This window comes from Paenibacillus sp. J22P277 (assembly GCF_059383675.1).
In genome coordinates, this window is record NZ_JBXENS010000001.1 from 132,003 (window position 1) to 152,238 (window position 20,236).

Consider the following 20,236-nt stretch of genomic DNA (forward strand, 5'->3'; position numbering starts at 1 on the left):
TTAAAGGTGCTTCTGATATAACGTATACGTGTTGCCGATTTATTCCAATCCGAGTTCCAATTCGTCCTCGGACTCTTCATCTTCGCTGAATGCGGCAGCGTTCGCGTTCGCAGCCACGTTGCTAGCCTCACGAATTTGTTTCTCGATTACGGAAGAGATGTCAGCACGGTCTTTCAAGAACTGCTTCGCATTCTCCCGGCCTTGGCCCAGACGTTCGCCGTTAAAGGAGAACCATGCGCCGCTCTTTTGGATAATATCGTGCTCGACGCCGATATCGACAATGCTGCCTTCCTTCGAGATGCCCTCGCCGTACATGATATCGACCTCTGCTTGTTTGAACGGAGGCGCAACCTTATTCTTCACGACTTTAATCCGCGTGCGGTTACCCACCACGTCATTGCCCTGCTTAATCGATTCGATACGGCGTACGTCAAGGCGAACAGAGGAATAGAATTTCAGCGCACGTCCGCCAGGCGTCGTCTCCGGGTTACCGAACATTACGCCGACTTTCTCCCGCAATTGGTTAATGAAGATCGTAATGGTCTTTGATTTGCTGATCGCACCCGAAAGTTTACGAAGCGCTTGGGACATCAAACGCGCCTGTAGACCTACGTGGGAATCTCCCATGTCGCCTTCGATTTCCGCCTTAGGCACGAGCGCCGCCACGGAGTCGACAACGACGATATCGACAGCGCCGCTGCGTACGAGCGCCTCGGCGATTTCAAGTGCCTGCTCGCCCGTATCCGGCTGCGAGAGGAGCAGTTCGTCGATGTTAACGCCTAATTTGCTGGCGTAGGAAGGATCCAGCGCATGCTCCGCATCGATGAAAGCAGCTTGTCCGCCCGAGCGCTGAACTGACGCGATTGCGTGCAACGCTACCGTTGTTTTACCGGAAGATTCCGGACCGTATACTTCGATAATCCGTCCTCTTGGAAAACCGCCAATGCCAAGAGCAATATCTAACGCAAGCGCACCGCTGGAAACGGTCTCGACTTGCATATGTGTCGATTCGCCAAGCTTCATTATGGAACCTTTACCGAATTGTTTCTCTATTTGACGTAGAGCCATTTCGAGCGCAGCCTTACGATCTGCCAACGAACTCACATCCTTCATGATTTATACTCTCATGATACCTTGTTTCGAATGCTTTGACAAGACTTTTTACGAACATATATTCTTATTTCTCCATTGGCCAACAGAGAGCATAAAAAAAACCGCAGCAAAGTAATCTTCGCCACGGTTCTTCCGTCTAAGGTCGATTATAGTCGATCATCCATACGTTGGCAAGCTATATTTTTACACGAAACGCTAGTTTACATCCTTGCCGGACAAAGCCTGCCACAGCCTGTAAAGAAGCGATTTCGCGGCGCGGACGCGGATCATTTCGCGGTTTCCGTTCAATGTGGCTGTGAATACTTTCGTCTGCTTCCCTCGCTCGGCTAATCCGAAATAGACGAGCCCCACGGGCTTCCCTTCGGACTCCGACGGACCCGCGACGCCGGTCAGCGAGACCCCGAAATCGCTCTCGGCCAGCTCCCGAACCCGCTCCGCCATCAGCGCCGCCGTCGATTCGCTGATCGCGCCAGGCGCGCCCGTTCCTTCCAGCTGGGACAGCGGGATGCTCAGCAAGCGATGCTTCATCAGATTCGTATACGTCACCACGCCGCCAGTGAACTCCCCGCTGCTGCCTGGGATGCGGGTAATCAGCTGGGCGAGCAATCCCCCCGTTAGGCTTTCCGCGCTCGCCAGCGTTCTTCTGGAGGCCCTTAGAAGCCTGATGACCGCTTCCTCCAGCGTGATGTCCTCGCGCGCGTACAGATATTGGCCGACGCGGTCCGTAATCTGCCGTTCCGCCGTGTCCAGCCTGCCGTTCGCCTCCAGTTCGCTGAGCGCTTTGGTGGACAGCCTGATCGCTACCTCGCCCTCCTTTGCATACGGCGCGATGGAAGGATCGGTCTGCGTCTCGATCAAATCGATCAATGCCTGCTCCAGGCTCGATTCTCCGATTCCCGCGAACTTCAGCAGCCGCGAGTACAATCGGCGTTCCTCGTTCATGACGGTCCGCAGCCAAGCCTTCCCCGGTCCGTCGAACATCGGCTTCATCTCGCGCGGAGGGCCCGGCAGCAGCACGTAATGGGTGCCGTCGACCGTGAGCGCGTTGCCGACGGCAAGCCCCGCTTCATTATGCAGCGGATCGCTGCCTTCGATCAGGTTCGCTTGCCTGCGATTGCTCTCCACCATATGAATTCCGCGCGACGTGAACATGGCTTCGATCTTGGCCATGCTCGGTTCGTGCTCGGAGATGGAAAGGCCCAGATATTCCGCCAGGGCATCCTTCGTCAAATCGTCCATCGTTGGACCCAACCCGCCGGTAAACATAATCAAGTCCGCACGGGTGCGGGCCAGTTCGATCGCTTGCCGAATACGGCCTGCATTATCGCCGACAACGGTTTGAAAATACACGTCGATTCCGAGTTCGGCCAATCCTTGCGACAAGTAGGTCGCATTCGTGTTGACGGTTTGGCCGAGCAGCAGCTCCGTCCCGACCGCTATGATTTCTGCACGCATCTGAACATCTCCACTTCTTATGTATAGGATTTGGCGATACCCGAGCAAGGAAAAGCAAAGCACCACTCTTTCCATAAAAGGCGAAGGAGTGATGCCGTATCTGTCGTGCTATGCCGTAAGCGGAATGAGATTTTTGTTCTTGACGAAGTAGTCGATCCCCGAGTATACCGTGATAAGCGCCGCCGCGTAAATCGAGATTTGATCGAACGGAAAGTCCAAGAACGCGAACGGGAAATTGTTCAGCAACAGATCGATGATCATCGTGATCTGCACGGCCGTCTTCCATTTGCCCCATTTGCTCGCCGCCATGACCGTGCCTTCCAGCAAGGCGATCTGACGCAAGCCCGTAACCGCAAACTCGCGGCTGATGATCACGATGGCGATCCATGCGTGCAGCTTTTCCATTTCCACGAGGGAAATGAGCACGGCCGCGACAAGCAGCTTATCCGCAAGCGGATCAAGCAGCTTGCCCAGGTTGGTGACGATCTTGTTCTTGCGCGCGATATAGCCGTCAAGGCCATCCGTGCTCGCCGCTACTATAAATACGAGCGCAGCCAAAATTTGATTCCACGTAATGGAAAAATCGGAGCCGTCGAACGAGAGCGGCTTCAGATCCACGTTGATGAGCAGCAGCACCATGATGATCGGAACCAAAAAGATGCGTGCGAGCGTGATGCGGTTGGCTAAATTCACTATAGCCCCTCCCCGGACATGTCGAATTCGTAAGCGTGCGTGATCCGCACCTTTTGAATTTCGCCGATCGCGGCCTTGCAGTTGGAAATGAACACTTCGCCGTCGATTTCCGGAGCATCGTAAGGCGAACGGCCCACGTAAACGTCGCTGCGGCCGTCATAGCGTTCGACAAGAACTTCGATTTCTTTGCCGATATGCTTGCCGCTCAAAGCTTTGGACACCTCGCGCTGGATCTCCATCAACGTATTGGAACGCCATTCCTTCACGTCGTCCGGCACCGCGTCCGGCAAGCGAACGGCAGGCGTGTCCTCTTCCGGGGAATACGTGAAGACGCCGAGACGGTCGAATTTCATCTCGCGGACGAAATCGCATAGGCGTTCGAAATCTTCGTCCGTCTCGCCCGGAAACCCGACGATAATCGAGGTGCGAAGCGCCACGTCGGGAATACGCGCGCGGATGCGGGAAACAAGCTCGCGCGTGTCTCGCTGGCGGCCCGGACGCCGCATCCGCTTCAGAATGGAATCCTCGCTGTGCTGCAGCGGCATGTCGATATAGTTGCACACCTTCGAATTGGTCGCGATCGTCTCAATCAATTCGTCCGAGAAGAAGCCCGGGTACGCATAATGCAGGCGAACCCATGAGATGCCTTCTACCTCGCTGACGCGGTTGAGCAATTCAGGCAGCATGAATTTGTCGTACAAATCCGTGCCGTAATTCGTGGAATCCTGCGCGATCAAGCTGACTTCCCGCACGCCTTGGTCGGCTAGCTGCCGTACTTCGGCAACGATCGACTCCATGGAACGACTGCGGAATTTGCCCCGCATGATCGGGATCGAGCAGAACGTGCAAGCGTTATCGCAACCTTCCGCGATCTTCACGAACGCGGTGTAACGCGGCGTCGTCACGAGCCTCGGCAGTTTCTGATCGTAATCGAACGCCGGATTGCCGACCTTCACCGGGCGTTTGCCTCGAAGCGCCTCGTCGACGATGTCCGTGATATGATGGAAGTCGCCCGTTCCGACGATACCGTCGATTTCCGGCATTTCCTCCATCAATTGTTTCTTGTAGCGCTGCGTCAAACAGCCCGATACGATAAGCGCCTTCAATCGGCCGGTTTGCTTAAAATCGGCCATGTCCAAAATCGTATTGACGGATTCTTCCTTCGCGGCGTCGATGAATCCGCACGTATTGACGATAATGACCGTAGCCTCGTCAGCCTGGTCCACCAGTTGGTAACCGCGCGCATCGATCAACCCCGACATGATTTCCGAATCGACGAGGTTTTTCTCGCATCCTAATGTTACGACTTTCACTCTTTCAGTCATCGATGTATCCCCCAAACCCCTCCGAAAAGCTATCCTAACAAGTATAATACATGGCCTATGCAGTGTCAAAACCGGAAAAAGTCCCATTCGGCCGCATTTTTCGCAGCTTCTGGGACTCCGTTCTATGCAGGCAAAAAACGTCCGGCGCCTTATTTATAATTCGTGAATTGCAGATCTATTTGCAGATCCGCGCCTCGCAGCAGCGCCATGACGGCTTGCAGCTCGTCGAGGCTTTTGCCGGTTACCCGGATGGAATCGCCTTGAATTTGACTCTTGACCTTGATCTTGGAATCGCGGATCAGAACGTTGATTTTCTTCGAGCTGTCTTGCTCGATGCCCTGTTTCAGCTTGATTCGTTGTCGAACCGTTCCGAGGGACGCCCCTTCGACTTTGCCGAATTCCATGTTTTTAATCGGTACGCCGCGCTTGATCATTTTGGACTGCAAAATGTCGACGACGCTCTTCAGCTTGTACTCGTCGTCCGAAACGACGACAAGATCGCTCTTCTCGAGCGTAAAGCTGCTCTTCGTTCCCTTGAAATCAAACCGCGTTTCGATCTCGCGCTCCGCCTGCGTGATCGCGTTGCTTAATTCCTGCATATCGACTTTCGAGACAATATCGAATGAATGTTCCGCCATGTGATGCAGCTCCTTTATTTATACTTATTCTAAACATGTATTATAACGCATCCCGCTTCATAGGAAAAGGCATCCAGGACCGAAAATTCCAGTCTGAATGCCTCGGGCCTGCCGGGAGAATCATTGCGTCGTCGCCGTATCCGTGCCCGTCGCGCCGCCCGCGCCCGCCGTATCCTCTACGGGTGTAAGCTGCATTTTGCGCGGCTTGCCGGAACCGTTGCCGTCGTCGATCGCGACGCCGTCGACGGTAACCTCTACAAAATCGGCCCGTCCGACCGATATATAAACGGGACCGTCCGCATCGTAAGTTGCGGTATCTCCGTTTTCCATCGTTTTGCTGAGAACCATTTTCCCGGACCGGCTCTTCTGATAAATCCCTACCCAAGCATGACCGGTCGACTTCATTTCAATCTTATGCGCGCCGCCCGGGGAAACATTGTAATAATCGGTCGAGCCGGACGTGCGGTCCAGCGTAAGCGTCGTGGTCGGAGGAGGAGGCGTTGGATCCTGAGGCGGATCGGCCGGCGGATTCGCATCGTCCGTCCCCGTATCGCCCCCGCCCGTCATTCCGCCGTTCGTTGGCGTATTTTGCCCTTGATTGCCGTTTTTCACCGTATCCTTGTCCGGGGACGTCTCCGGCGGCTTCGTATCATCGGTCATTTTCGTTTGATCGGCCGAATCCACTTTGTCCTTGGCCGGCTGTTTAATCGCGAATATGTACACGAGCACGATGATGAGCAGCAGAAAAGACCACATTAACGCACGGAAGCCCCATCTGCTGATGCGGTCGGACGTTTGCGATTGCGTCGCGCGGCGCGGTCGCTGAACGGGCTCGATGACTTGCTGCTCAGGTACGCTCGAAGGAATTTCTTTATTGTAGAGCCGAAGCACTTCCTCCGCGTCAAGTCCAACGGCTTCGGCGTAATTCTTCACGAATGCGCGTACATAAAACGAGCCGGGCAGCACGCTGTAATTGCCTTCTTCGATGGCTTCAAGATAACGTTTGCGGATCTTCGTCAAGTCCTGAATATCGTCCAAGGACAGTTCTCGCTGCTCCCTCGCTTTCTTGAGCAAAGCGCCCAAATCCGACATGACCACACCTCCTCATCATTTTAACAATTGGCCGTTAGAAATCATTGAACCCCATCGTGAACGATTCATACGATATCTCCTCGTCCGGGGTATTGCGCAATTCGATAATATAATCGAAATCGCTGTATTCGAAAGCGGACTCCTTCACGAAAATATCTGGATGCTCGATGACTTTGGTCGAAGGCATCGCCATGATTTCCTGGAGCAGCGCATGATGTTTCTCATTGGAGCGGATGGTGCTGACGATTCCGTCAATAATAAAAATATTGTTCGGCGTCATTTCCTCTTCGGACAGTTGGCTGCGCACCGTCTGGCGAAGGAGCGTCGAGGATACGAAGGTCCATCGTTTATTGGAGCATACGCTTCCCGCGATGATCGATTCCGTCTTGCCGACGCGCGGCATGCCGCGCAGGCCAATGACCTGATTTCCTTCTCTTTTAAACACTTCGCCCAGAAAATCAACCAGCATGCCGAGCTCGTCGCGCGTAAAACGGAACGTCTTGCGGTCGTCGGAATCCCGCTCGATGTAGCGGCCGTGACGAACGGCCAATATATCGACCAGCTTGGGCTCGCGAAGCTTCAGCACCGTGATATTGTCCACCTTTTGCAACATTCGTCCGAGAATCTCGATCTTCTCGTCGTCGTTCGTTTGCAGGAGCATGCCCCGCGTACGGTTCTCTACTCCGTTGATGGTAAGAATGTTGACCTCGAGCATCCCGAGCAGCGATGCGATGTCTCCGAGCAACCCGGGACGGTTTTTATGTATTTTGTATTCCATGTACCATTGTTTAAATTCCATATGACACCTCTGCTTGAGGAATAATTGACGTTAAGATCGTTTTGAAGCTTTAAAAAGTTTATTCTACAATATTCGTCAAATTCCTGCAACAATAAACGAACATTACAGAAAAGCCTCCGCTGGGGAGGCTTTTCTCGTGGAAGGTTTACGAATGTTGCACTAGCTTGACCATCAGGCCAGCAATCGTTTTGCGTTCCGACTCGTCGCCGGCATCCCACAGTTCTTTGAGCGTGCGCTGTTCTTCGTTTTTGGGATCGACCTTCTCATCAAGGAAGGAGCCGATCTCGAAAGCGAGGTTCGCAATGGTATCTTCGTTTAACCCCATGCTTTTTGCTTGCTCAACGCGGTCAGACAAAAACTCTTTCCATGTACCGAAGTTAGAAAGGACTGTTGCCATTAGTGTTGTTCCTCCTTTGCGTGTTGGCTGTTGATCAGCAACAACCGTATTGTTCGCGCAAGAGACGAATCTTATTCCTCCGGCCAAGGTCCCGTCCAACATTTGAGGTATGTTATGATTTCACCCTATTCAAGTCAGCCATCCGCCGTTCGGACTGATGATTTGACCGGTAATGTAGGCCGATTCCGGAAGTGCCAGAAAATACACGAGCGACGCGATTTCTTCCGGCTGCGCGAAGCGTCCGATCGGAATTTCAGATTCGAGCGCCACTTTCTCGTCGGCGTTCAGGTTGTCCAGCATGACGGTATCGACGGCTCCGGGAGCGACCGCGTTCACGGTTACGCCGGATGGCGCAAGCTCCTTGGCCAGCGCTTTGGTAAAAGCATTCATGCCGCCCTTGCTCGTGGAGTACAGCACTTCGCAGGATGCGCCGGATATGCCCCAAATCGACGAGACGTTGATGATCCGTCCGAAGCGTTGTTGGATCATAGCCGGCATGAAAAGCTGCGTGCAAAGGAACATGCCCTTCAAGTTCACGTTCATGACTTCGTCCCACACCTCGTCCGTCACGTCCGCGAGCATGCCGTAATGCGCAATGCCCGCGTTATTGACGACAATATCCGGAATCATGCCTCGCTGCTCCAGCTTCTCGCGCATTCGCATCAGCTGATCCCGCGACCGGATATCCGCCGTTACGGTAAGCACGTTCGCCGCGCCGAGCCGCATGCAGCCGCGAGCGGTTTCGTTCGCGGCCTCGTGCGCCTGGTTGTAATGAATGACGACGTTCATGTTCTCCACGGCGAATCGGCGCGCGATGGCCGCGCCGATCCCCCGGCTTCCACCGGTAACCAGTACCGTCATTTCCTTCAAGGTTTTCACTTCTCGTCCTTCGCCACGATGGATACGGCCATCCGATTCCAATCAAAGTGGCTGCGCAGACGGGCATTCGCTTCTTCGAGCGTAATGTCCTCGTAAACCGGCAGCAGCTTGAACAGATCCGCGCCGCGGAACCGGTAGCGCGTAAACTCGCTCGCGATCGCCTCGGGGGAATTGAGCATGCGGAGGTAGCCGCCGATTTTTTTACGCTTCGTGCGTTCGAACGATTCCTTGTCCAAGCCTTTCGCTTGGACGCCCTCGATCGCTGCGCGCAGTCTCCGAAGCAATTCCTCGGGATCTCGGGTCTCGCCGCCGACGACGGAGAAGGCGTAATCTTCGCTGCTGTTGAATTCATGTCCGAACGAATCCGTTATGAGCGTGTCATCATACAACTCATGATAGATAGGCGAGCTGGATCCCAACAGCGCTTCCAGCATCAGCTTCGTGGTCAGCTCCGTGCGGAGCAGCTCCGTCGGATCGGCCGAACCGCGGCTTTCCTTGAAACCGATCATGCACTTCGGCATGGAAACCGGCAACGCCGTTCGTTTAAACGGTTCCTTGACGGTATCCGGCTCCGGTTCGAAAAAACGGGAAATGACGTCCTGCGGTTCATACGCCTTGCGCGCTTGATTGTCGCGAACCAGCTTCATGACGGCTTCGGGCTGCACGCCGCCGACAACGAACAGAAACATGTTCGAGGGATGGTAGAACGTTTCGTAGCAACGGTAAAGCGTCTCTTTGTCGATTTGGCGAATGGATTCCACCGTGCCCGCGATATCGATATGGATCGGATGCTTGTGATACAGCGCGTCGATCAGCCCGAAATACACGCGCCAATCGGCGTTGTCCCGGTACATATTGATTTCCTGCTCGATGATGCCTTTCTCCTTCTCGACGTTCTCGTCCGTAAAATACGGGTGTTGAACGAAATCGATCAAGGTCGCCAAATTCGCCTCGATCTGCTCCGTTGCCGAAAACAAATACACGGTGCGGTCGAAGCTGGTGAAAGCATTAGCAGACGCGCCTTGCGAGGCAAAGGTGGCGAAAATATCGCCGGTCGGCTCTTCGAACATTTTGTGCTCCAGGAAATGCGCGATGCCGTCAGGAACCGAGATCGGCTGCTGGTCGCCGATCGCGAAACGGTTATCGACGGAACCGTATTTAGTCGAGAAGGTAGCGTAGGTTTTGCTGAAACCTTCTTTGGGCAATACGACGACTTCGAGGCCGTTCGGCATGACTTCGCGGTATAACGTCTCTTGAACGCCGGGGTAAGCTAACGTTTCCATAGGCTCAGCCCTCCTTTCTGTCGCGCAGGAAGTAAATCGTGTCCAACTCGGTTTTGCGCGCGATCGCGGCGATTTGTTCGGCCGTTACGGCTTGGACCTGCTCCAGCAGCTGCATGGCCGAGCGCTCCCGCTTCGACAGCACGGCATTGAAATCGAAGCCGATCATCTCGTTCGCGGAGTCCTGGAGCTCCCGCAGGTGATTGGCGATCATCGCCTTCGTCTGGTTCATTTCCAGCTCGCTGTAAGAACCGCTGCGCATTTGCTCCAGCTGCTCTTGGATGATCGTCTTCGCTTTATCGTAGTTGCCGAATTCGATGCCTGATTGTATCGTGCAAATTCCCTTGTGCCCGTCAAGACGGGACGCCGCGTAATAAGCCAAGCTAGCCTTCTCGCGAACGTTCAGAAACAGCTTGGAATGCGGATAGCCGCCGAGAATGCCGTTATACATCAAGGCCGCCGGATAATCGTCGTCGCCGTAAGCCGCATTGATGCGAAGTCCCAAATTGAGCTTGCCTTGGGTGACGTCCATGCGTTCCTCGACGGTCCGGACTTCCTGGACGGGCTTGCCGGCTCGCGGAAGGCCGTAATCGGCCGGTTCGCCTTGATTGTGCTTGAACGCCTCCGCCACCAGGGATTTCACTTCATCGAGCGACGTATCCCCGACCACGTACAAGTCGAACGCTGCTTTCGACAGCCAGTCCCGATAAGCGCCGGTGACGGATGCCGGCGTGATGCCGTCGATATCTTCCATTCTTCCGAGCGGATGAAGCCTGTAGGGCTCATCCGCGCACATGACTTCCAGGCAGCGCTCGGCCGCATACCTGATTTTATCGTTGATGATCGCTTCGAGTCGTTTGCGCAGCGTGTCTTTCTCCGCTTCCACGTATTTGGACCTTAACTGGCCATTCTCCAGCACCGGATCCGTCACCACTTCGCCAAGCAGCTTAAGCGAAGCCGCCAATAGCGGCTGGTCGGACGAAACGAACCGATCGTTGATGACATCCATGCGGAACTGCACGATTTGCGCATCTCCGCGTTTGTATACGTCGAAACCGAAACCCGCGCCGTATAGCTCATCCAACCGTTCGCGAAACGCGATCGTTTCCGGCGTGGAAGCGGTCCCTCTTCGCAGGACGAACGGGATCAAAGCGGCAGAAGTCACGGTCGATTCATGAAGCGGCAATCCCGCGTACAGTGATATTGAAAAGGTTTTGAAACGCTGCGTCGGCAGCACATGCAGTCGAATCCGGTTCAGCTGACCTCGTTGAAATGGCGAGTTGCTCACGCCTCACGTCCCCTTCCGCTCCAGTAATATAAAGTCAATCTATTCCAATTTACAAGGATCTATTCCATTCTACCCGATCGGAAAAGGAAGAAGCAACCCGCGTCCAAATGCGGGCTGCTTCAGCCGAATCTACATGCAGAAAATATGTTTTCCGATTGTCTTCACCTGCGGCCGCGTCCAAATCCACTTGGACGTCGCCGTCTCCGGATTGAAGTAATAGAGGCAACCGCCGGTAGGATCCATCCCGTTCAATGCGTCTTGGACCGCCTGCGAGGCCTTCTCGTTCGGCGTTAACCAAATCTGGCCGTCGGCTACCGCCGTGAACGCGCCAGGCTGAAAAATAACGCCGGATACCGTGTTCGGGAAGCTCGGCGATTTTACCCGATTCAGGATGACCGCCGCTACCGCCACTTGGCCGATATAAGGCTCACCGCGGGATTCGCCGTAAACGGCATTGGCCATCAGTTTCAGATCGTTCGCGGATAAACCGAGCTTGTTGGACTTGGTCACGTCCGATGCCGCATTGCCTTGATTCGATCCGCTGCCACCGCCGCCTCCCGATCCGGAACCGGCCGAGTCCGCGGCCGAGGGAGCCCAGCTTTTGGTCGCTTCCCAGAGTTTCAGCTTCGTCTTGGCGCCTACGACGCCGTCGGATTTCAAGCCGAATTTCCATTGGAACCAAGTGACTGCGTTTTTCGTTGTGGTGCCGAACTGACCGTCGACTTTGCCGTCAAAAAAGCCCAGGAACTTCAGTCGCCCCTGCAGCTCGGTCACGTCTTTGCCGGACGAACCTACCTTCAGGGTGGCGCTGCTGAACGTCTCGGCCGTCTTGCCGAAATACGCGTTTTTGAGGGTGAACGCCCCAAACAACAGAAGGACGATGACGATGGTCACCGCAATTAAACGATTTCTCATCTTGGAATCTGCCTTTCTCTTGCAAATGGTGTGCCAAGCAAGCGAAGCATATTCCTATTATGAGAAATCGAGGTAATAACTATGCATGATGCCGAATTATGAACTTATTCGCCCGGCATCGTATTGGTCGGCCGACAGCAGAACCTCGCGCGGCTTGCTGCCTTCGTAAGGACCGACGATGCTCCGCGCCTCCATCTGATCGATGAGCCTGGCCGCGCGCGTATAACCGATACGCATGCGCCGCTGCAGCAGGGATACCGACGCCTGCTTCGCCTCCAGCACGATACGGACGGCTTGCTCGTACAGCTCGTCCAGGATCTCTTCGTTCTCGGCCGTCGAATCATCGATTTCCGGAACCAGATCCTCCTTGTACTCCGCTTCGCCTTGACCGCGCGCATAGGCAACGATAGCCTCAACCTCATGGTCGGAGAGGAATGCTCCTTGAACGCGAATCGGTTTGGACATGCCTACCGGGAGGAACAGCATATCGCCTCGTCCCAGCAGCTTCTCGGCGCCGGCCATATCGAGAATCGTGCGCGAATCGACCTGCGAGGATACGCCGAACGCAATCCGGGAAGGGATGTTCGCTTTGATCACGCCCGTAATGACGTCGACCGACGGGCGCTGCGTCGCGATGATCAGATGGATGCCAGATGCGCGGGCCATCTGGGCCAACCGGCAGATCGCATCCTCCACGTCGTTGGCCGCGACCATCATAAGATCGGCAAGCTCGTCGACGATGACGACGATATACGGCAATACGGCAGCCGGGTTGTCGGCCATCAGCGTGTTGTAGCCTTCGATATTCCGCGTGCCGGACTTGGAGAACAACTCGTAGCGCTTTTCCATCTCGACGACGATTTTCTTGAGCGCCAGCGAAGCGCGCCGCGGATCCGTCACGACCGGCGCAAGCAGATGGGGAATGCCGTTGTACATGTTGAGCTCGACCATTTTGGGATCGATCATGAGCAGCTTCACTTCATCGGGTCTCGCTTTGTACAAAATGCTCGTAATAATCCCGTTGATGCAAACCGATTTACCCGAGCCCGTGGCGCCCGCGACGAGCAAATGCGGCATTTTGGCCAAGTTGCCGACGATCGGTTGACCCGAGATATCCCGGCCGAACGCGATGGACAATCGGGAGGTCGCGTTCATGAACGACGGCGTCTCCATAACCTCGCGCATCGTCACGACGGATACTTCCGTATTCGGCACTTCGATGCCGATGGCCGACTTGCCCGGTATCGGCGCTTCCATCCGGATATCCTTTGCCGCGAGAGCTAGCGCGATATCGTCCGTCAAGCCTACGATCCGGCTGACCTTCACCCCCGTGGCCGGTTGCACTTCATAACGCGTTACCGCCGGACCGCGAACGACGTCAAGCACTTTCGCGCGGACGCCGAAACTCTCCAGCGTCGCCTCCAGCTTGCGGCGCGATTCTATCGAGTCCGCCGTATCTCCCGACTTCCCGCTTCCGCTCGGCTTCTGCAACAGCGCTAAAGACGGGAGCAGATACGGCTTTTCCGTCGGCGGTTTAATGATGCTTCCCGGCGCGTCCAACCCTTCTTCTTCATCCGGCGAAGCGATCGCCGGACTGCGGAGCGGCTGCGCGGGCGACGGTTCTTCGAACTCGTCCGGTTCATCCGTATCCTCGAAGCTCTCCGCCGGATCAAACGGCAGCTCTTGCGCTTCTTCCTCAACCTGTCGGTCGCTCTCCGCCGGCGTCTTCCGTGTCTGCTCTTGCGCAGGCAGCATGCCGGCGTTATCGCCGTCTTCAAGAACGGGAGCCCGCCAAGCTTCTTGATCGCCGTCCTCGTCCTCCTCGTCCTGCCAAGCAGCGGGATGCCCGGTTTTGCTTCCGTAGGCTTCGTTGTTATGGCCGTCTTCAAGCTGCCACTCGTTCTCCCCGTGTTCCGGATGCTCCGGCTTGGATACATCGTTAAACCACGAGAAGATCGGAGAACGTTTTTTCTGGGCGCGCGACTTCATGGCCGCCGCATAACCGTCGTCATCGTCGTCATCGTCCAAGTCGTCCAGGGTCACGACCTTGCCCGCTCCTTTGGATGCGGAAGCCGGCAGCGGTTGGCGCCTAGAGGCAAACTTCATTCGGAGCAATGACCATAGACGCCCGCCTCGGATGCGGCTCGCGCGCAACAAGTCCACATAGGACTTGCCCGTCATCAGCATGATCGAGATCGCGAACATGACGATCATGATGAACTTCGCGCCGAAATAGCCGAACAGCCAGTAGAGCAGCGTATACTGAATCGCGCCCGCATAGCCGCCGCTCGCCGAATGGACGACGCCGTCTGCCGACGGATCGGCAGGAGAATCAAAGAGCGCTCCCCGAATGTCGCTTCCAAGCTGCGACAGAATATACGAGGCATCCAGTCCGCCCGTAGGCTCCGTTTTCTGATCCATGACGGCAATCGAGCTCCACAGCGTGCAGGCAAGCACGAGCAGCAGCACGCCCGTCTTGCGGCTGGACCAACCCGAGGGCCATGCCCTTTTGATCATGACGGCCAGACCGACATAAATGCCAACCAATGCCAAAACAAAATAGAACTTGCCTAGAACAAGTCCGAATAACTTCGATAATGCGCGGCCGACAGTCGCTTCTCCGGATAGGGCGATGACGGAAACGGTTATGAGCAATATACCGTACACTTCGTACTTAAGGCTCGTCCCGACTGAGTGTTTTCTCTTCCTCTTTTTCTTAGCCAAAATCGTCACCTCTGGTAGCCATTATACCATAGGAGCAAGGTGCGATGTGCTACTATTATCCAGCAACGGAGCTTGTTTACGGTGTCACGGGGCCATATGCGACCATCGTGCCTGGCGTTAATTCAGGTCTCAAGTAGGCATCGAGCGGACCGTCCAAAAGCCTGACGATCCGGCCGATTCCCGGCGAAACGGCTTCGAGCTGCAGCCGTACGTCGCCGACTTGAACGGATACGTACGGCCCGCGTTCCTGGTGGATGCCTTCGAAGACGAGCTCCATCGGCATGATCGAATAGATCGTCATTGCGTAAGCCCTCCCGCCGCCGGAACGCCTGCCGATTGCCGCCGTGCTTCGATAAGCTGGTTCAGTTCCCGGAGCGCTTGGCCGATGCCGCCCACCTTATCGATCAATCCATGCTTGACCGCGTCGGTGCCGATGACCGTCGTCCCGATATCGCGCGTCAACTCGCCGGTTTTGAACATGAGCTCCTTGAATACGTCTTCGGTTACGTTCGAGTGAGAAGTCACGTAGCGCACGACGCGCTCCTGCATCTTCTCCAAGTACTCGAACGTCTGAGGCACGCCGATAACTAGGCCGTTCAACCGGATCGGATGTATCGTCATCGTGGCCGTTTCGGCGATAAAGGACGTGTTTCCGGCAACCGCGATCGGTACGCCGATCGAATGCCCGCCGCCGAGCACGAGGGTCACCGTCGGTTTCGTCAAGGACGAGATCATTTCCGCGATGGCAAGTCCCGCTTCCACGTCTCCTCCTACCGTATTGAGAACGATCATGATGCCTTCGATTTTGGAGTTTTGTTCAGCGGCGACCAGTTGCGGAATAAGGTGCTCGTATTTCGTTGTTTTATTTTGCGGCGGCAAGACGATATGGCCTTCCACCTGACCGATAATCGTCATGCAAAAAACGTTGGATTCCGCGGACGGCGTCGTCGTTTGCCCCAATTGCTGAATCGTCTCGACGATCGGGTTGCCGATCGGCGGTTTACGCTCTCCGGCCGGCGGCTCCGGCTGTTCGGATGTAAAAGCTGTTTCCTCCCACATTGTTTATCCTCCTCCGTATGCTTGCTAGCTTTGCTTTGGCTGGCTCTGCATAGTATGGAATCTGCTAACGGATTTATGCAAGCGCTTGGAAATAAGGTCAAGTCTGCCCAGGTTGAAGGTATCGGTTAGGCTTATGCAAACTTAGACGACAAAAAAGGCCTTCGGCAGAAGCTTCCGCTTCGCCAAAGACCATTTTGCAAGCAATCTATGAATTACACTTCCATGATGATCGGCAAAATCATCGGACGACGGCGCGTCTGCTCGTATAAGAAACGGCCGAGCGCATCCTTCACGTTCGTTTTGAGCGATGCCCATTCGTTGACCTTGTCGTTCATCAACTTGTGCAGCGTCGAGGTTACGATACGATTCGCTTCTTCGAGCAGTCCTTCGGATTCGCGCACGTAGACGAAGCCGCGGGAGATAATGTCCGGTCCGGACAGAATCGTGCCGTCTTGCTTGCTGAGCGTGACCACGACGACGAGGATCCCGTCCTGCGAGAGGAGCTTGCGGTCGCGAAGCACGATGTTGCCGACGTCGCCGACGCCAAGACCGTCGATCAATACGTTGCCGGCCGGTACTTTGCTGCCTTTGCGGCCGGAGCCATTTTGGAATTCGACCGTATCGCCGTTATCGACGATGAAAATATTTTCGCGTTCGATCCCTACCGCCTCGCCGAGCAAGGCATGCTGACGAAGCATCCGGTATTCGCCGTGGATCGGAATGAAGTACTTCGGACGAATCAAGTTGAGCATCAGCTTCAGCTCTTCTTGACTGCCGTGACCGGAAACGTGCACGCCGGATACGGAACCCGGTCCGTAAATGACGTTGGCGCCCAAGCGGAACAGCTCGTCCACCGTGCGTCCGACATAACGCTCGTTGCCCGGGATCGGCGTCGCCGCGATAATGACGGTATCGCCAGGCATGATATCCACCTTGCGGTGCGTGGAACGCGCCATCCGCGTCAATGCCGACATGGGCTCGCCTTGGCTGCCCGTGGACAGTACCGCTACGCGGTCAGCAGCCATCTTATTGATTTCCTCAGGCTCGATAATCGTGCCTTCCGGTATGTTCAAGTACCCCAATTCGGAGGCAATCGTCACGACGTTGACCATGCTGCGTCCGACAACCGCGATTTTGCGTTTGGTTGCGATCGCCGCGTTGACGACTTGCTGAATACGGTGCACGTTGGATGCAAAGGTCGCGACTACGACGCGTTGCGTCGCTTTGCGGAAGATGTCTTCCAGCTCCGAACCGATCATGCTCTCGGACGGCGTGAAGCCCGCGCGCTCCGCGTTCGTGCTGTCCGACAACAGCGCCAGCACGCCGCGGCGGCCGATATCTGCGATCCGCTGTAGGTCCGCGTATTGATTGTTTACCGGCGTATGGTCGAATTTAAAGTCGCCCGTATGCACGACGGTACCTTCCGGCGTGTCCAAACATACGCCGACCGAATCCGGAATGCTGTGGTTCGTTTTGAAGAACGAAGCTTTGATCGAGCCGAGCTGTACTTCGCTGTCGGCATTGATCAAGATGCGTTTCGTATCGCCGAGCAAACCCGCTTCTTTAAGCTTGCCTTCGATCAGGCCGAGCGTCAATTTGGTGCTGTAGATCGGCACATTGAGGTGTTTCAGCACGTACGGCAGTCCGCCGATGTGATCCTCGTGACCATGGGTAATGAGAATACCCCTTACTTTATCGCGGTTCTCCGTCAAATACGTAATGTCGGGGATGACAATATCGATACCGAGCATATCTTCTTCGGGGAACTTAAGCCCCGCATCTACTACAACGATATCATTAGCGTATTGAATGACATACATATTCTTACCGATTTCACCAACGCCGCCTAGGGCGAAAATAAGCAGCTTATCCTGGATGTTCTTCTTAGACAAGTGAATCCATACCTCCTAATCGTAGTACGAAACAAGGTGTACCCCGTCCGCAGTGAAAACAGCGAAAGAAGACACTCTGTCTCATCTATCCTATTTATTGTCCGTACTCAAATTACATGGCAGCCGTTCCCTCCCTCGGAAACGCCGCTGCATGCAATCAATAACTAGTGCTGTTGAACGCCGCCACTCGGGCGTTACACTTTTTCAAAATTTTGCCGCACACCGTCACTTGCTCTCATTATACATGATTGAAAATAAGAAAAACAAGTAATCTTGCGTTGTTCCTTCGCGCAGGCGATTCAAGTGGGAACGCTTTCGATGGCGGACATCGAAAAAAGCGTCAACCGCGCCCGATTCAAGCGTATCGCGATCGAAATCGAAAAAGCAAAAAACCGATGCACACGCATCGGTTTATTATAAATACGACCAATAGGACCGCGAGACTAAAGCTTCAGTTCAATACGCGGCGAAGCACAGCTACTTCATCTTCGGTCGCCGCTATCAGCGGCAAACGCACGCCGCCGACCGGGAGACCGCGAAGAGCCAAGGCGGCTTTTACGAGGATCGGATTCGGAAGATCGAACAGTCCTTTGTAAATCGGAAGATTCTCGCCGTGCAACCTCGCGGCCCGTGCGACATCGCCGTCAAAATAAGCTTGAATCATCGCTTTCATCGGCTTCCCGATAACATGGCTCGCTACGCTGACAATGCCATGCGCACCGACGGATAACGCCGGCAGCCCGGCGCTGTCGTCACCGCTGTAGATACGGAATTGTTCGGGTGCGCCCATGACGATCTCCGTCAATTGGTCCAAGCCCGCGCATTCTTTGGTGGCGACCACGTTCGGCAATTGCGCCAAACGAAGCGTTGTCGCCGCCGATAAGCTGATAATCGTACGGCCGGGCACGTTATACAGCATGACCGGCAATGTCGTGGATTCGGCAATGGCTTTAAAATGCTGATAAAGGCCTTCTTGCGTAGGTTTATTGTAATATGGCGTGACCAGCAGAACCGCGTCCACGCCGCATTGCTCCGCGATTTTCGTTAAATGGATGGAATGCGCCGTATCGTTGCTGCCCGTTCCCGCGATGATTTTGCAGCGTCCGGCTGCGTATTTGACGGCATACGCGAACAATGCCTGCTTCTCTTCGTCATTGACCGTCGGAGACTCCCCCGTGGTGCCGCAGACGACGATGCTGTCGCTCAGTTGATCTTCAATTAAATAGTCCATTAAACGCCCCGTCGCATCCCAGTCGATCGAACCGTCCGCCGAAAAAGGAGTCACCATCGCAGTAACCAAACGTCCGAAATCCAAAACTATTCCTCCTCAGAATATTTGCGCAAGCAAATATTCGCATCGTAAGCGTAATCTCCAATATTTGCGCAAGCAAACATTCGCATCGTAAGCGTAATCTTGAAAAAATGATTCTATTCGCCATTGTAAGCCTATTTCGAGCTTACTTCAACTCTTTAATGTCATGCAGCGTGAATTTTGCATGGAGCGCTTGCAGCGCATCGGCCATGTCGCTTTCCTGTACCAGCACCCAGATCGACGTATTGGAATCCGCCGATTGCAGGATGGGAATCCCCTTCTCCGTCAATGCTTCCACGATGCGGGCCATGATGCCGGGAACGCCGTTCATGCCGCCGCCGATGACCGAGACTTTGGCGCAACCGCTCACCGCGCGCGGTCCATAGCCGATATCCCGCAAAACGGATACCGCTTTTTCCGCGTCATGGTCAAATACGGTATACACCGCTCCGCCCGGATTGACATTGATGAAATCCACGCTGATGTGATGCCTGGCCATGGCTTGGAATACCTGCAACTGCACGTCGGTATGGCCGTCTTGCGCTTGTACCGTAATTTGCGTAACGCCGCTTACGTGCGTAACTCCGGTCACATGCCGGTCGCGGACAGGTCCGGATTGCAGCGCTTCGATCGTATCCGTGACCAGCGTGCCTTCATCCTCCGAGAAAGTCGACCGCACGCGAAGCGGGATACGGGCCTGCTGCGCGATCTCGACGGCTCTCGGGTGAATGACCTTCGCGCCTTGCCTGGCCATATTGCCCACTTCCGAATAACTGATCACGGACAACGCACGTGCATCCTTGACGATGCGGGGATCCGCCGTAAGAATTCCGTTGACGTCCGTATAAATATCCACGCGCTCCGCGCGAAGCGCAGCACCGAGCGCCGTCGCCGACGTATCGCTTCCGCCTCTGCCGAGTGTCGTGAAATCTCCGGATTCGGTGACCCCTTGAAAGCCGGTCACGACAACGACGTGATCCGATTGAAGCGCCTGATGAATCCGATCCGTGCGGATTTGCAAAATCCGCGCTTTGCCGAACTGATTGTCCGTTATGATGCCCGCGCCGCCGCCGGTCAACGCAATGGCCGGCACGCCGGCTGCGCGCAGCAAACTGCACAGCACCGACGCGGAAATAATTTCGCCGCAGCCCTGAAGCATATCCCGTTCCTTGGCCGGCAGAGAATCGCCGTGCTGGGCAATCAGGGAGAGCAGCGTGTCCGTTGCGTACGGATCGCCTTTTCGCCCCATGGCAGAGACGACAACGACGATCCCGTACTGTCGTTGCCGTTCCCTTTGGATATGCTGAATCACGAGAGCCCTCGCTTCAGGCGAAGACAATGAAGTACCGCCGAACTTCTGCACGAGGATGCGCAT

18 protein-coding genes are annotated in these 20,236 nt (G+C 55.2%); all 18 read right to left on the bottom strand.

The window, feature by feature from the left end; translation table 11 throughout:
• Positions 1-39: 39 nt before the first annotated feature.
• The gene (gene recA / locus AC50YL_RS00600; RefSeq protein WP_494828484.1) at positions 40-1,095 is read right to left on the bottom strand and encodes a recombinase RecA; all 1,056 of its coding nucleotides are present in this window, start codon (positions 1,093-1,095) and stop codon (positions 40-42) included.
• 213 nt (positions 1,096-1,308) lie between these two features.
• Complete coding sequence (locus AC50YL_RS00605) at positions 1,309-2,568, bottom strand: competence/damage-inducible protein A (protein ID WP_494828486.1); 1,260 nt, start codon at positions 2,566-2,568, stop codon at positions 1,309-1,311.
• 108 nt (positions 2,569-2,676) lie between these two features.
• Positions 2,677-3,261 (bottom strand): CDP-diacylglycerol--glycerol-3-phosphate 3-phosphatidyltransferase, encoded by a 585-nt coding sequence (pgsA, locus tag AC50YL_RS00610; protein ID WP_161740219.1) that lies wholly within the window; start codon positions 3,259-3,261, stop codon positions 2,677-2,679.
• The gene (rimO, locus tag AC50YL_RS00615) at positions 3,261-4,586 is read right to left on the bottom strand and encodes a 30S ribosomal protein S12 methylthiotransferase RimO (RefSeq protein ID WP_494828488.1); all 1,326 of its coding nucleotides are present in this window, start codon (positions 4,584-4,586) and stop codon (positions 3,261-3,263) included. Before rimO ends, pgsA begins: the two co-directional genes overlap by 1 nt.
• 149 nt (positions 4,587-4,735) lie before the next feature.
• A complete protein-coding gene (locus AC50YL_RS00620) occupies positions 4,736-5,224 on the bottom strand; it encodes a YajQ family cyclic di-GMP-binding protein (protein ID WP_494828490.1) in 489 nt (162 codons plus the stop codon).
• Positions 5,225-5,344: 120 nt separating this feature from the next.
• Complete coding sequence (locus AC50YL_RS00625; RefSeq protein WP_494828492.1) at positions 5,345-6,316, bottom strand: helix-turn-helix domain-containing protein; 972 nt, start codon at positions 6,314-6,316, stop codon at positions 5,345-5,347.
• Between the two features lie 34 nt (positions 6,317-6,350).
• Entirely contained in the window at positions 6,351-7,115 is a 765-nt protein-coding gene (locus AC50YL_RS00630) for a DUF3388 domain-containing protein (RefSeq protein ID WP_090637512.1), read from the bottom strand.
• A gap of 145 nt (positions 7,116-7,260) precedes the next feature.
• Positions 7,261-7,512 (bottom strand): DUF3243 domain-containing protein, encoded by a 252-nt coding sequence (locus AC50YL_RS00635; protein WP_161740227.1) that lies wholly within the window; start codon positions 7,510-7,512, stop codon positions 7,261-7,263.
• A 129-nt stretch (positions 7,513-7,641) separates the two neighbouring features.
• On the bottom strand, positions 7,642-8,373 hold the full coding sequence (ymfI, locus tag AC50YL_RS00640) for an elongation factor P 5-aminopentanone reductase (RefSeq protein ID WP_494829749.1): 732 nt from the start codon (positions 8,371-8,373) through the stop codon (positions 7,642-7,644).
• A 14-nt stretch (positions 8,374-8,387) separates the two neighbouring features.
• The gene (gene yfmH, locus AC50YL_RS00645; RefSeq protein ID WP_494828494.1) at positions 8,388-9,674 is read right to left on the bottom strand and encodes an EF-P 5-aminopentanol modification-associated protein YfmH; all 1,287 of its coding nucleotides are present in this window, start codon (positions 9,672-9,674) and stop codon (positions 8,388-8,390) included.
• 4 nt (positions 9,675-9,678) lie between these two features.
• Positions 9,679-10,959 carry an EF-P 5-aminopentanol modification-associated protein YfmF gene (gene yfmF, locus AC50YL_RS00650; RefSeq protein ID WP_494828495.1) on the bottom strand — a complete coding sequence of 427 codons (1,281 nt, stop codon included), beginning with the start codon at positions 10,957-10,959 and terminating at the stop codon, positions 9,679-9,681.
• A gap of 129 nt (positions 10,960-11,088) precedes the next feature.
• Complete coding sequence (gene sleB, locus AC50YL_RS00655) at positions 11,089-11,874, bottom strand: spore cortex-lytic enzyme (protein ID WP_494828496.1); 786 nt, start codon at positions 11,872-11,874, stop codon at positions 11,089-11,091.
• A gap of 96 nt (positions 11,875-11,970) precedes the next feature.
• Positions 11,971-14,598: an FtsK/SpoIIIE family DNA translocase gene (locus AC50YL_RS00660; RefSeq protein WP_494828497.1), complete on the bottom strand. Its 2,628-nt coding sequence runs from the start codon at positions 14,596-14,598 to the stop codon at positions 11,971-11,973.
• A gap of 76 nt (positions 14,599-14,674) precedes the next feature.
• Positions 14,675-14,899, bottom strand: a complete 225-nt coding sequence (locus AC50YL_RS00665) for a YlzJ-like family protein (protein ID WP_494828499.1) — start codon at positions 14,897-14,899, stop codon at positions 14,675-14,677.
• Positions 14,896-15,657: a ClpP family protease gene (locus AC50YL_RS00670; RefSeq protein WP_494828500.1), complete on the bottom strand. Its 762-nt coding sequence runs from the start codon at positions 15,655-15,657 to the stop codon at positions 14,896-14,898. Before AC50YL_RS00670 ends, AC50YL_RS00665 begins: the two co-directional genes overlap by 4 nt.
• A 212-nt stretch (positions 15,658-15,869) precedes the next feature.
• Positions 15,870-17,549, bottom strand: a complete 1,680-nt coding sequence (locus AC50YL_RS00675; protein WP_494828501.1) for a ribonuclease J — start codon at positions 17,547-17,549, stop codon at positions 15,870-15,872.
• A gap of 451 nt (positions 17,550-18,000) precedes the next feature.
• Positions 18,001-18,864 carry a 4-hydroxy-tetrahydrodipicolinate synthase gene (gene dapA, locus AC50YL_RS00680; RefSeq protein WP_494828502.1) on the bottom strand — a complete coding sequence of 288 codons (864 nt, stop codon included), beginning with the start codon at positions 18,862-18,864 and terminating at the stop codon, positions 18,001-18,003.
• A 142-nt stretch (positions 18,865-19,006) separates the two neighbouring features.
• Positions 19,007-20,236: an aspartate kinase gene (gene dapG / locus AC50YL_RS00685; protein ID WP_494828504.1), complete on the bottom strand. Its 1,230-nt coding sequence runs from the start codon at positions 20,234-20,236 to the stop codon at positions 19,007-19,009.